General features: G+C 57.3%; 9 protein-coding genes, 1 tRNA gene, 2 rRNA genes and 1 pseudogene. 3 read left to right on the forward strand and 10 right to left on the reverse strand.

Annotation, left to right across the window (positions count from 1 at the left end):
* Window positions 1–6: 6 nt before the first annotated feature.
* The 7 genes from P2W41_RS00435 to P2W41_RS00465 all read right to left on the reverse strand — a co-directional run bounded on the left by P2W41_RS00435 (window position 7) and on the right by P2W41_RS00465 (window position 6,946).
* Entirely contained in the window at window positions 7–423 is a 417-nt protein-coding gene (locus P2W41_RS00435) for a 4-oxalocrotonate tautomerase family protein (protein ID WP_404934000.1), read from the reverse strand.
* 38 nt (window positions 424–461) lie between these two features.
* Complete coding sequence (locus P2W41_RS00440) at window positions 462–1,454, reverse strand: ABC transporter ATP-binding protein (protein WP_292898453.1); 993 nt, start codon at window positions 1,452–1,454, stop codon at window positions 462–464.
* A complete protein-coding gene (locus tag P2W41_RS00445) occupies window positions 1,447–2,505 on the reverse strand; it encodes an ABC transporter ATP-binding protein (protein ID WP_292898452.1) in 1,059 nt (352 codons plus the stop codon). The genes P2W41_RS00440 and P2W41_RS00445 overlap by 8 nt, the downstream gene beginning before the upstream one ends.
* Window positions 2,502–3,512, reverse strand: a complete 1,011-nt coding sequence (locus P2W41_RS00450) for a dipeptidase (RefSeq protein ID WP_404934001.1) — start codon at window positions 3,510–3,512, stop codon at window positions 2,502–2,504. The genes P2W41_RS00445 and P2W41_RS00450 overlap by 4 nt, the downstream gene beginning before the upstream one ends.
* Window positions 3,513–3,525: 13 nt before the next feature.
* Window positions 3,526–4,434: an ABC transporter permease gene (locus P2W41_RS00455; RefSeq protein WP_292898450.1), complete on the reverse strand. Its 909-nt coding sequence runs from the start codon at window positions 4,432–4,434 to the stop codon at window positions 3,526–3,528.
* 10 nt (window positions 4,435–4,444) lie between these two features.
* The gene (locus P2W41_RS00460; RefSeq protein WP_292898449.1) at window positions 4,445–5,362 is read right to left on the reverse strand and encodes an ABC transporter permease; all 918 of its coding nucleotides are present in this window, start codon (window positions 5,360–5,362) and stop codon (window positions 4,445–4,447) included.
* Window positions 5,363–5,434: 72 nt separating this feature from the next.
* Window positions 5,435–6,946, reverse strand: coding sequence for an ABC transporter substrate-binding protein (locus P2W41_RS00465; RefSeq protein ID WP_292898448.1), 1,512 nt, complete (start codon window positions 6,944–6,946; stop codon window positions 5,435–5,437).
* 197 nt (window positions 6,947–7,143) lie between these two features.
* Between P2W41_RS00465 and P2W41_RS00470 the strand changes: the two are divergent.
* The 3 genes and pseudogenes from P2W41_RS00470 to P2W41_RS00480 form a co-directional block, all read left to right on the forward strand.
* A pseudogene (locus P2W41_RS00470) lies at window positions 7,144–7,326 on the forward strand (helix-turn-helix domain-containing protein); the annotation flags it as partial.
* A 51-nt stretch (window positions 7,327–7,377) separates the two neighbouring features.
* Window positions 7,378–7,827: a cupin domain-containing protein gene (locus tag P2W41_RS00475; RefSeq protein WP_404934898.1), complete on the forward strand. Its 450-nt coding sequence runs from the start codon at window positions 7,378–7,380 to the stop codon at window positions 7,825–7,827.
* Window positions 7,824–8,822: a dipeptidase gene (locus P2W41_RS00480; protein WP_292898446.1), complete on the forward strand. Its 999-nt coding sequence runs from the start codon at window positions 7,824–7,826 to the stop codon at window positions 8,820–8,822. The genes P2W41_RS00475 and P2W41_RS00480 overlap by 4 nt, the downstream gene beginning before the upstream one ends.
* Window positions 8,823–8,967: 145 nt before the next feature.
* Here P2W41_RS00480 and P2W41_RS00485 read toward each other — a convergent pair.
* The 3 genes from P2W41_RS00485 to P2W41_RS00495 all read right to left on the reverse strand — a co-directional run bounded on the left by P2W41_RS00485 (window position 8,968) and on the right by P2W41_RS00495 (window position 12,413).
* Window positions 8,968–9,044, reverse strand: a tRNA-Met gene (locus P2W41_RS00485).
* Between the two features lie 103 nt (window positions 9,045–9,147).
* Window positions 9,148–9,262 (reverse strand): 5S ribosomal RNA (gene rrf / locus P2W41_RS00490).
* Between the two features lie 277 nt (window positions 9,263–9,539).
* Window positions 9,540–12,413: ribosomal RNA gene (locus tag P2W41_RS00495) — 23S ribosomal RNA — on the reverse strand.
* Between the last annotated feature and the right edge of the window lie 95 nt (window positions 12,414–12,508).

A 12,508-nucleotide genomic window follows, 5' to 3' on the forward strand; every position in this document is an offset into this window, starting at 1 on the left:
GATAATTCAGACAGGATCGGGCGGCGGCACCGGCCCATGCCGGTCAAGCTGAAGGCGGCCACCGATTGCCCAGTCTTCCTGTGCATAGTCGTCGAAAACGACGGTTACCCAATCCCGTTCACCACCAAGAACGGACACCACCGCATCCGTGATACCTGCCGCCACCTGGCGCTTCTTGTCGGCCTGCCGGCCCTTGTGGAACTTGACCGAGATGAAGGGACGGCTGCCCTCCACCGCATTGTCCCTATCCTGCAACGCTCCGCCGGACGACCAGCGGCTGCGCGGATAGGTCTCAAAGACGATCGTCACCCATTGCGGTTGCGAGCCCAGCGTCGCCATCACCGCATCCGTTACAGCCTTCGCCAGTCTCCCGAAGGTTTCTTCGCTGCGATCATCATCGATCTTGAAGGTAATGAATGGCATTTTGCTTCAGGTCTCCGGTCTGTTGAACGCGTGGCTCATCAAAGGATTTCCTCCAGCCGAGAGCAGCGCACGAAATGCCCTGGCTCGAATTCACGCAGTTCTGGTGTGCTTTCCGAACAGCTCGGTGTTGCGAAGGGGCAACGTGTGCTGAAATGGCAGCCAGGCGGTGGATTGACCGGGCTCGGAACACTGCCTTCCAGGATAATTTCCTCCGTTTGCACTGTCGGATCTGGGATCGGCAATGCGGAAAGCAGCGCGCGCGTATAGGGGTGAAACGTCTTCTCATATAGCGCTTTCGCCGAAGCGATCTCGACAATCCGGCCGAGATACATGACCGCAACCCGGTCGCACATATGCTCCACGACGCTCAGATCATGCGAGATGAACAGATAGGAGAGCTGAAATTCTTCCTGCAGGTCACGCAGGAGATTGATGATCTGCGACTGGATGGAAACATCGAGCGCCGAGACCGGCTCGTCGCAAACGATCAGCTTCGGCCTCAGCGCCAGTGCCCGTGCAATACCCAGCCTTTGCCGCTGCCCGCCTGAGAATTCATGCGGATAGCGGTCAAAATGATCCGCGCCCAGTCCGACCAGCTCCAATAGCTCCAGCGCCCGTTGCCGACGCTTTGCCCGATCGCCCTCGCCATGCAGCATGAGCGGCTCCATCAACATGTTGCCAACGGTCAGCCGAGGGTTCAGTGAAGAAAACGGGTTCTGGAAGATGATCTGGATCTGCCGGCGGTAGGGCTTGAGCTCGCGGTCACCGAAAGGTGCAATATCAACGCCTTCAAAGCGGATTTCACCCGCAGTGGGCTTGTCCAGCCGAACGATGTTGCGGCCCAGTGTCGATTTTCCGCACCCCGACTCGCCAACAAGTCCCAGCGCCTCACCGGGCGCAATGGCAAGGTCAACGCCATCGACAGCCTTCACTGATTTCTGACTCTGCACAAAGAAGCCGTCATCGACCGGAAAATGGCGCTTCAGGTTACGCACTTCGAGAAGCGGTTTCGTGGTTTGCATGTCAGTCATGGGCAGGTGGCCTGTTGTGAAGCCAGCAGCGGACACGGCGACTGCCGTCACCCGACCCGTTCTCGGGTTCGGCAAGTGGGGGTTCCCATTTGCGACAGGGCTCGTGCACATCAGGACACCGGTCGGAGAACCGGCATCCGCGTGGCAATGAAAGAAGGTTGGGAACGACCCCCTTGATCGTGTGCAGCCGGCGCTGCCTGCCAGCCGCCTTGTCGACCCGCGGGATCGAGCGGAGGAGGCCCGCTGTGTATGGATGCAGCGGTCTGGCGAAGAGATCGCGCACCGAAGCTTCTTCAACGATGACGCCGGCATACATGACAAGGACGCGCTGTGTCATCTTGGCAATCACGCCGAGATCGTGGGTGATGAAGAGAATGGAGGTGCCGATCTCTTCCTTCAGCCGGTTCATCAATTTGAGGATCTGCGCCTGGATCGTCACATCGAGTGCGGTCGTCGGTTCATCCGCCAGCATGATCTGCGGACGGCAAGCCAACGCCATCGCAATCATTACCCGCTGCCGCATGCCTCCGGACAATTGGTGCGGGTAGGAATCATAGCGCATCTCCGGCAGGGGAATGCCCACCAGATCGAGCATCTCGATAGCACGCTTGCGCGCCGCTTCTTTGCCCACGGTCTCATGGGTGCGGATCGCCTCGGATATCTGGAAGCCGACGGTGAACACCGGATTGAGCGATGTCATCGGCTCCTGAAAGATCATCGAAACCTGATTGCCGCGGACCCGCATGCGCTGGCGTTCACTCATCGCCGCGACATCGCCGACGCCTTCGATCGTAATGGAACCCTGTGCGATACGCCCGATCGGCTTGGGAAGAAGGCCCATGATGGAAAGCGCGGTCATGCTCTTTCCGCAACCTGATTCCCCGACAATGCCGAGCGTTTCGCCGCGCTTCAGATTGAATGAGATGTCGTCAACTGCGGCTAGCACGCCCTTTTCGACGCGCAGCTCCACACGCAGCCCTTTGACACGTAGAATCTCGTCCTGAGCCGGTCCGGGCGGGTGGGTGACCGCGTTTCTTTCTTGAAAGATCATTCGCCCCACACCTCTTCATAGACGCGCAGGAGATTGTCTCGCATGATCTTGTCGACGGCATCTTCGCCATAGCCGCGCCTGGTGAGTGCATCGCGTAGATTTCCAGCTTCCGCCATGCTTTCAAAACCGGGTGTTGCCCTGTTTTCATAGGTGTACCAGTCGCCCAGCATGCCGGTGACTTCAGGCCAGATCGGCTTCGGTCCATAAAGCGACAGCCATTTTTCTTCGGTCTTCGTACCTTCGGAGAGATCACTGCCAAAGGCCACATGATCGATGCCGACAAGATTGACATAATGCTCCACATGATCACAGAAATCATCGAGCGTTGGCCGTTTCTCGATACCCAGTAGAGGTGGCCACAGCGTCACACCCACCGTGCCCCCCGTCTCTGCTGCCTTCCGCGCCAGATCGTCAGGGATGTTGCGCGGGCTTTCGCATAGTGCGCGGGCGTTGGAATGACTGAAGATCACCGGGCGTCTCGATGCCGCCAGCACGTCACGCGCCGTGACATAACCGCAGTGGGACAGGTCGATCTGCAGGCGCAGCGAATTCATCAGTTCGACCCATTGATGCCCGGCTCCGGTCAGTCGCCCCTCCCGGTCCGCAAGCGCTCCATGGCCGAAACGGTTCTCCTCATTATAGACGGGCTGGATGATGCGCATGCCCAGCCGCTTCATGATGTGGAGCAAGGTCACGTCATGATCGAGGAAGGTCGCGTCCTGCGTGCCTATGATGATGCCAAGCACATTGTCTCGTGCCGCTTCGCGCATCTCCCGTGCCGAGGTAACGATACGGGCACGGTCCGCATTCTCCTCGACAATGGCACAAAGACTGGCCAGCGCCGACATGCAAGCGGCCAGATCGGTGTTCGGCGCAGTCGCGGTCAGATTGACCGCACGCACACCGCCGGCGAGAGTTTTCTCGAACTGTTCGCGTGTCAGTGTTGCGCAATAAAGCCCGTCGACAATGGTCCCCGGCCCGAAACCGTTCTTGTTCTTGTCGCTCATTGTCACATGCCCCTCATTCGTGTGTTAGTTGCGGGTCGAGTGCATCGCGCAGCTCATCGCCCAGAATGTTGAAAGCGAGGATGATCGCGCCGATGGCGAGCCCCGGAAAAAGCGACACCCACCAGGAAATCGAAATGTAGTTCTTGCCGTCGCTGATCATGCCGCCCCAGGTCGGGGTTGGCGGCTGCACACCAAGGCCCAGAAAGCTCAATGTTGCTTCCAGCAGAATCATCCGCGCGAGCTCGAAACTCGCATAGACGATGATTGCCGAAAGGATATTGGGGAGGATGTGGTGGGTCATGATGCGCAGCTGTCCGGCGCCGATGGCGCGTGCTGCCTCCACATACTCCAGCCCACGCACGGAAAGCACCGCACCGCGCACGATGCGTGCAAAACGCGGCCAGCCCGATAGCCCCATGATGATGATCAGATTGGTGAGCGAAGGGCCGACGACAGCGACGACAGCGATCACCAGAAGAATGACTGGAAAAGCAAGCTGCATATCGATCAGCCGCAGGATGATCGCATCGGTGCGCCCACCGTAAAATCCGGCAGCGAGCCCGGCCGCGACGCCCACCAGCATGGAGACGGCCACTGCCAGCACACTCACCACCAGCGTGATGCGTGCACCAAAAATGATACGCGACAGCGTATCGCGCCCCAGGTGATCGGTTCCGAGAAAATAGCCAGGGACCCCGCCTTCGACGAAAGAAGGTGGTTTGAGGCGCAACAGCAAATCCTGCTCAAAAGGATCGTGTGGCGCAACAAGACCCGGTAGAACCGCGCACAGAAGCGACAGGATCAGAAACGCTACGCTGAGGATAACGACGTTCTTGCCGAACAGCCGACGCAGAACGAGGCGAAGCTGGCTGTCACTCGTCTTTTTTGCCTCTGGAACGGTTTGGGTTTCGGCTGTTGCCATGATCACTGCCTCACCGATAACTGATGCGCGGATCGAGCACCGCGTAGAGAAGGTCGACGATCAGATTGACCACCACGAAGATCAGCGCGAAGAGCAGGACAATCGCCTGGACCACCGGAAAGTCGCGCGCATAAATCGCCTGAATGGCGAGCCGCCCGACCCCCGGCCAGGAGAACACCGTCTCCGTCACCACAACGCCGCCCATGAGAAAGCCGACCTGCAGGCCGATCACCGTCAACACGGGAATGAATGCGTTGCGGAGCCCGTGGAGCCACACCACCTTGGTCTCGCCAAGCCCTTTGGCCCGGGCCGTGCGGATATAGTCCTGCCCCAGAACGTCGAGCATGCAGGACCGCGTCACACGCGCCACCAGCGCAACAAGCTGAAAAGAAAGGGTCGTTGCGGGCAGCACCAGATGCCACCAGGTACCGCGCCCGCCAGTCGGCAACCAGCGCAGCCAGACCGCGAAGATAATGATGGATAGGATGCCGAGATAGAAAGAGGGCATCGCCTGCCCGATCAGCGTGGTGCCGCGCACTGAAAGATCGACCGGCGTGTTGCGCCGGTAAGCGGCGACCACACCGGCTGGCACGCCGATCAGAATGGTCAGCGCCATGGCCGCCACGGCCAGCTCAGTCGTCGCGGCCATGCGGTCCATGACCAGCTTGAGCGCTGGCTCGTGAAACCGCAGCGAATCGCCGAAATTTCCCTGCAGGGCCTGCGTTGAGAAAGAGACAAACTGAACCCAGATCGGCTGATCGAGCCCATGCCGCTTTCGGAAAGCGTCGCGTGCCTCTTCGGTCACGTCCGGTGGCAGGATCAAATCGGTGGGATCACCACTCAGATGAGTCAGGAGGAAGGAGATGACCAGAATCCCGAACAGGACCGGAATGGTCAGGATCAGTCTTCTGGCAAGATATTTCAGCATTCCTCGTCGCTCCGGATCTTGTACTCAGGGCCGAAGAGGGCGGCGGCTGAACGCCGCCACCACTCACGATGGTCAGTCTTCGTAGGTCACGCCATAGAAGAACATGCGCCCGTCGCCACGCGGCAGAAAGTTCTTCAGCTTCGCATCGGTGCCATAGAGATCGAGCCCCTGGTAAAGGAAGATGATGGGGGCCTCATCATGCATCAGGGCCATCATGTCCTGATAAATCCTGCGGCGCTTTTCGAGGTCCATCTCTTTCGCGCCGGCCTCGGCAAGCGCGTCGAGCTCCTCATTGGCAATCGTTGTGTAACGCCACGTGGAGACATACTGGGAGGCTTGAAATGCCGGGTCGTCCTGCGGCGCAAGGCCGACAAAATACATGGGCGCCAGTTCCTTGCTCCGAAGCTGGCGGAGGAACTCACCCGGTTCAAGCGCGATCATTTCGGTTTTCACGCCGACCTTGCCCAGCATGCCGGCAACCGCCTCGGAGACCTCGCGGTCCTGTGCATAGCGCCCGGAGGGGAACTTGAAGGTGATCTCGAAACCGTCTGGATAACCGGCTTCCGCCAGAAGCGCCCTGGCCTTTTCCGGATCGTAGGGATAATCCTTGATCTGCGGGTTGAAACCGAGCTGGGGTTCGCGGAGAACCTGGCCGTTCAATGCCTTGGCTTTTCCGAAGAACAGGGCATCGATGATCGCCTTTTGATCGACCGCATAATTGAGTGCCTGCCGGACACGTTTATCCTGAAGCGGGCTTTCATGCTGTGGCAAGGATGAAAGGCCGATCTGGTATATGCGATAACTGGCCACGGGAACGAGCGTAACGCCTTCCTGCCCTTCCAGAGATGGAATGGCCGCGACCGGGAGGTCCTTTACAACATCATACTCACCCGTCGTCAGACCGGCCACACGTGCTGAATCGTCAGGCACCGGCCGCCAGACAAGGCCGTCAATTCCCTTCGGCAATTCCCCCCAGTAGTCTTCATTCAGTTCCATCACCAGCCTGTCGTCGCGCACCCATTCCGAGAACTTGAACGGACCGGTTCCGACGGGCTGTTGACCAAAGGCTTCCAGGCCCACCTCTTCCCAGTGTTTCGGCGGCACAACATAAATCTGGCTGAGCGCAAGAGCGAGCGGCGGATATGGATTCTTGAGCGTGATCCTCACCGTCAGATCGTCCACTTTCTCCGCACCTTCAAAAGCCTGCGCCACCTGCGCATAGGCCGGGGTGAGTTCCTTGTCGATAAAAACCCCGATGGAATGCACCACCGCATCGGCGTTCATCGGCTCACCATTCGTAAAGGTCACTCCCTCACGCAGCGCGAGAAGAACCGAGGTCGGTGTCTCCAATTCAAAACCGGTCGCCAGCAAAGGCTCTATTTCGCCGCTGCGTGGGTCCTGCCAGAAAAGAGACTCCACCATCGCAGAACCGGCATTGAGATTGTCAGACGCGGTTGTGCCATTCGGCCAGAGCGTCTGCGGGTCAAAATTTTGAGCAATGGTCAAGGTTTCTGCCGCCGCCGGCCCAACAAGGACCGCTGCCAGCGCAACCGCTGCGATTGAGCGCTTGATCTGTGAAAACATGGTTTTCTCCCCTGTCGCGCGATCCAGACAAGGAACACGCGGTTGTGCCGGCGGCGCTTTCATTTTTACCCCTATAGGGACCTGCACGCATCACCAGACAATGAACGAATATTAGTCTTGCATGGCGATAGTGAATTTACAAGATAGAATTTCACATATATGTTTTTCGTATCGCAACGAATTCACAATTGGTAATCGTGCCACAATCCCCATCATCAAGAAAATCGGCCATTGCGCTTCCGGGCAAGTCCATTACGGATCAAAGCGTCGGTGCACAGATCAGGCATCTTCGGCAGGTTCGGGGCCTTTCGCTGCGCCAACTTGCTTCCCGGGTCGGGTTGTCTGTCGGACATCTCAGCCAAATCGAGCGCGGGGTTTCCTCAGCATCCGTAAGGACGCTTGCCGTCACTGCTGATGCGCTGAAAGTGGGGGTGTCAGATTTCTTTTCCAGCGACCGAACCGACAACGAAAACATCGTCACACGGGTTGGAGAACGGGACCGTGTCCAGTTCGGCACAGACGGTCTCACCAAGGACCTTCTGACCGCCAACGGCGAAAAACGGGGCCTTGATCTTTTCCTGATCCGCATGGGGCCAAACGATACCAGCAGCGACACACCCTACAGCCATTGCGGTCTGGAGGCCGGTTACGTTCTGAAAGGGGGATTCGAGCTGGAGGTGGAGGAACGCGTTCACATTCTGGGCGAGGGCGATGCCTGCGCCTTTGAAAGTACCCGCCCTCACCGTTTCAGAAACGCCGGCCAGCGGGAAGCGGTGGTTCTTTGGGCCAACTTCCGCCATCAGTCCACACAGGATGCAGAGCGTCTCACCACCGTGAAGCGCAACAATGAAATCAACAAGGAGAGGGAAAATCTGCCATGACCACCAACTGGGCAATTGATGGACTGAACTGTGCCGGTTTCAACCGGGAGCAGATGGAGAAGACGCTGAAGGGCGGCGTACACGCCATCAACTACACCACCACACGCCCCTATGCCAACCTGACCGACAGTCTTCTGCAGATCGAGCATGTGCGTGACACGGTGGCTGAAATGAGCGATGTGGCGCTCATCGCCACCACGACCGAGGACATACGCAAGGCCGCTGAAACCAATCGCGTCGCCATCATTATCGGCACGCAGGATTCAACGATGATCGAGGCGGATGTGAAACTGCTCGCCACGCTCAAACAGCTCGGCGTGCGTATTCTGCAACCCAATTACAACAAACCCAACCGTTTTGGCTGCGGGGCGCCACAGGAAGGTCCCGAAGATACCGGTATGACAGAAGCCGGTCGGGAATGGCTGGAAGAAATGCACCGCCTCAATCTTGTGGTCGACCTGTCTCATTGCGGCCATCGAACAACCAGCGAGTTCATCGCTGCAAGTAAGGGGCGCCCGCTGGTCATCAGTCACGCCAATTCCTATGTGGTCTGCCCGAGCCTGCGCAACAAAACCGATGAGCACATTCGCGGAGTGGCCGAGACAGGTGGTCTCATCGGCGCGGTGATGTGGTCGCCCGCCGTGCGTCACGACGAGCGCCCGACCATGGACGATTATCTCAACCACCTCGATCACCTCATCAATGTCGGCGGTATCGATCACGCGGCGTTCGCGAGTGATGTGGTGGAATCCCCGCGCCCTGCTCCGGAAAAGTGGGACAAGTCCTACGGCCCCAATGGCATGGACCAGAAAATAACCGGTGTTCTTGGTGACTGGTATGTCTACGAAACCCGGCTCAACGCCGATTTTCAGTCCCTGACCGACACGCCCGCAATCTGGGACGCTATGCGCAGGCGGGGTTATAGCGAAGATCAGGTTGAAAAGGTCATGCGTGGCAACTGGATGCGCGTTTTAAAGGAAATCTGGGGCAGCTGAACGATCCCCGACCGCGCCGTTTGATCGGCGCGGTCGGGAGATCGCCAGATTGACGCTGAATGCCGCATGGCTGACCTTGCGGCTGGGTGGTTTTGCGGGCCAAAAGAACCCCGCGAACCGTGGGGTTGGCGGGGTTTTGTATATTTGGTTGCGGGGGCAGGATTTGAACCTGCGACCTTCAGGTTATGAGCCTGACGAGCTACCGGGCTGCTCCACCCCGCGTCAATTTATTTGCGTTTTTTGCCAGTTTTCATGGCAAAAGGCCGCTTTTGCGGCCTTTTGGAGTTTTGTGTTTGTTTTGAGAAGCTTTCCATGCGTTTAGCAGACCTGGCAGCGACCTACTCTCCCGCGTCTTAAGACGAAGTACCATCGGCGCTGGGGCGTTTCACGGCCGTGTTCGGAATGGGAACGGGTGCAGCCGCCCCGCCATAACCACCAGGTCGGCGAAACGCATGTAATCGAGAAGCTGGTAAAAGCGAATAGTGAGTAGCGAATGGCGAATAGAGAATGCGCCTCAAGCCTCACTGTTCGCTGGTTGACCTTCCGGTCATTGATTGCTCGCCTTCGGGCGAAGCCCACAAGGCCAGAATACAGGCAAAGCCTGCAAGGCCGACTGGCCGTCGGCGCTCATGCGCCGCGCACGCGCAGCGGTTTGCAAGGCAAACCCGCGTGAGCGCTCAAGATGAGCATAAGCCCAGATGAGCATAAGCAATGAGAATGATTCAAGCCGATCGAGTTATTAGTACCGGTAAGCTCCATGCGTTGCCGCACTTCCACACCCGGCCTATCAACGTGGTGGTCTCCCACGACTCTCAGGGAATACTCGTTTTCAGGTCGGTTTCCCGCTTAGATGCCTTCAGCGGTTATCCGTTCCGTATATAGCTACCCTGCTATGCGGCTGGCGCCACAACAGGTCCACCAGAGATACGTCCATCCCGGTCCTCTCGTACTAGGGACAGATCCTGTCAATATTCCTACACCCACGGCAGATAGGGACCGAACTGTCTCACGACGTTCTGAACCCAACTCACGTACCGCTTTAAATGGCGAACAGCCATACCCTTGGGACCTGCTCCAGCCCCAGGATGCGATGAGTCGACATCGAGGTGCCAAACAACCCCGTCGATATGGACTCTTGGGGGTCATCAGCCTGTTATCCCCGGCGTACCTTTTATCCGTTGAGCGATGGCCCTTCCACGCGGGACCACCGGATCACTATGACCGACTTTCGTCTCTGCTCGACTTGTCAGTCTCGCAGTCAGGCAGGCTTATGCCATTGCACTCAGCGAACGATTTCCGACCGTTCTGAGCCCACCATCGCGCGCCTCCGTTACTCTTTAGGAGGCGACCGCCCCAGTCAAACTACCCACCATACACTGTCCCGGATCCGGATAACGGACCGCGGTTAGACATCCATATAGATAAGGGTGGTATTTCAAGGATGGCTCCACGCGAGCTGGCGCCCACGCTTCAAAGCCTACCACCTATCCTACACATGCCGACACGAATGCCAGTGTAAAGCTATAGTAAAGGTGCACGGGGTCTTTCCGTCTAACCGCAGGAACCCCGCATCTTCACGGGGAATTCAATTTCACTGAGTCTCTGCTGGAGACAGCGGGGAAGTCGTTACGCCATTCGTGCAGGTCGGAACTTACCCGACAAGGAATTTCGCTACCTTAGGACCGTTATAGTTACGGCCGCCGTTTACCGGGGCTTCAATTCAGAGCTTGCACTCCTCCTCTTAACCTTCCGGCACCGGGCAGGCGTCAGACCCTATACGTCGTCTTGCGACTTCGCAGAGCCCTGTGTTTTTGATAAACAGTCGCTACCCCCTGGTCTGTGCCACCCCCCGATGGTTGCCCACCGAAGGGTCACGCTTATCCCGAAGTTACGCGTGCATTTTGCCGAGTTCCTTCAGCAGAGTTCTCTCAAGCGCCTTGGTATACTCTACCAGTCCACCTGTGTCGGTTTCGGGTACGGTCTATATGGAGGAGCTATTTCCTGGGACCACATGGCTGCCTCTCCAATCCAATAAGGAAAGACAACGTCCGCAATCCGTCACTACCTCCAGGCCCACGAATATTAACGTGGTTCCCATCGACTACGCCTTTCGGCCTCGCCTTAGGGGCCGGCTAACCCTGCTCAGATTAACTTTAAGCAGGAACCCTTGGACTTTCGGCGAGGGGGTCTCTCACCCCCTTTATCGTTACTCATGTCAGCATTCGCACTTCCGATACCTCCAGGAGCCCTCACGGGTCTCCCTTCATCAGCCTACGGAACGCTCCGCTACCGCTTGCAAAGCAAGCCCAAAGCTTCGGTGTATGGCTTTAGCCCCGGTACATTTTCGGCGCAAAACCCCTTAATTAGACCAGTGAGCTGTTACGCTTTCTTTAAATGATGGCTGCTTCTAAGCCAACATCCTGGTTGTTTTGGGAGTCTCACATCCTTTCCCACTTAGCCATAACTTGGGGACCTTAGCTGTTGGTCAGGGTTGTTTCCCTCTCCACGACGGACGTTAGCACCCGCCGTGTGTCTGCCGACTAGTACTCCTCGGTATTCGGAGTTTGGTTAGGTTTGGTAATCCGGTGAGGACCCCTAGCCCATCCAGTGCTCTACCCCCGAGGGTATTCGGTCGACGCTCTACCTAAATAGATTTCGCGGAGAACCAGCTATTTCCGAGTTTGATTGGCCTTTCACCCCTAGCCACAAGTCATCCCGATCTATTGCAACAGATATGGGTTCGGTCCTCCAGTAAGTGTTACCTTACCTTCAACCTGCTCATGGCTAGATCACTCGGTTTCGGGTCTAATGCAACGTACTGAACGCCCTGTTAAGACTCGCTTTCGCTACGCCTACACCTACCGGCTTAAGCTTGCACGTTACATTAAGTCGCTGACCCATTATACAAAAGGTACGTGGTCACACTTGCGTGCTCCCACTGTTTGTAGGCAACCGGTTTCAGGTACTCTTTCACTCCCCTCGTCGGGGTGCTTTTCACCTTTCCCTCACGGTACTAGTTCGCTATCGGTCATGCACGAGTACTTAGGCTTGGAGGGTGGTCCCCCCATGTTCAGACAGGATTTCACGTGTCCCGCCCTACTCGAGGACTATCGTTCACATTACGCATACGGGACTGTCACCCGCTCCGGTCCAACTTTCCAGAAGGTTCTGCTTGTTAAACGATAGCCACTGGCCTGGTCCGCGTTCGCTCGCCACTACTAGCGGAGTCTCGGTTGATGTCCTTTCCTACGGGTACTTAGATGTTTCAGTTCCCCGCGTTCGCTTCTTATCCCTATGTATTCAGAATAAGATACCTTATTGCGATACTTGGAAACCAGGCGCGTCTTCGACGCGAAGCGAATAGCGAATAGTATTTAGCGAATAGAAATCCCTACTCGCTATTCGCTAATCCCTACTCGCTGCGCGCCAGCGGCGCGCCTGATTTCCCAAGTATCTAAGGTGGGTTTCCCCATTCGGATATCTACGGATCAAAGGGTATTCGCACCTCCCCGTAGCTTTTCGCAGCGTATCACGTCCTTCATCGCCTGTGCATGCCAAGGCATCCACCAATTGCCCTTAAGACACTTGATCATTCTCATTGCCAATGCTCATCCGGATTGCTCCAGACAACCATTGACAGAAAAGACCAGCTTCTCGAGATCTGTTCGATGGCCTGCGGTTAAGCC

This window comes from Nitratireductor sp. L15S-10 (genome assembly GCF_045011005.1).
Taxonomy (GTDB): Bacteria; Pseudomonadota; Alphaproteobacteria; order Rhizobiales; family Rhizobiaceae; genus Nitratireductor.

What these genes read in the sequence shown, in the direction of transcription:
- P2W41_RS00440 (WP_292898453.1), bottom strand. Translation starts at nt 1,454, where the DNA reads ATGACTGACATGCAAACCACGAAACCGCTTCTCGAAGTGCGTAACCTG.
- P2W41_RS00450 (WP_404934001.1), bottom strand. Translation starts at nt 3,512, where the DNA reads ATGAGCGACAAGAACAAGAACGGTTTCGGGCCGGGGACCATTGTCGAC.
- P2W41_RS00435 (WP_404934000.1), bottom strand. Translation starts at nt 423, where the DNA reads ATGCCATTCATTACCTTCAAGATCGATGATGATCGCAGCGAAGAAACC.
- P2W41_RS00465 (WP_292898448.1), bottom strand. Translation starts at nt 6,946, where the DNA reads ATGTTTTCACAGATCAAGCGCTCAATCGCAGCGGTTGCGCTGGCAGCG.
- P2W41_RS00480 (WP_292898446.1), top strand. Translation starts at nt 7,824, where the DNA reads ATGACCACCAACTGGGCAATTGATGGACTGAACTGTGCCGGTTTCAAC.
- P2W41_RS00460 (WP_292898449.1), bottom strand. Translation starts at nt 5,362, where the DNA reads ATGCTGAAATATCTTGCCAGAAGACTGATCCTGACCATTCCGGTCCTG.
- P2W41_RS00445 (WP_292898452.1), bottom strand. Translation starts at nt 2,505, where the DNA reads ATGATCTTTCAAGAAAGAAACGCGGTCACCCACCCGCCCGGACCGGCT.
- P2W41_RS00455 (WP_292898450.1), bottom strand. Translation starts at nt 4,434, where the DNA reads ATGGCAACAGCCGAAACCCAAACCGTTCCAGAGGCAAAAAAGACGAGT.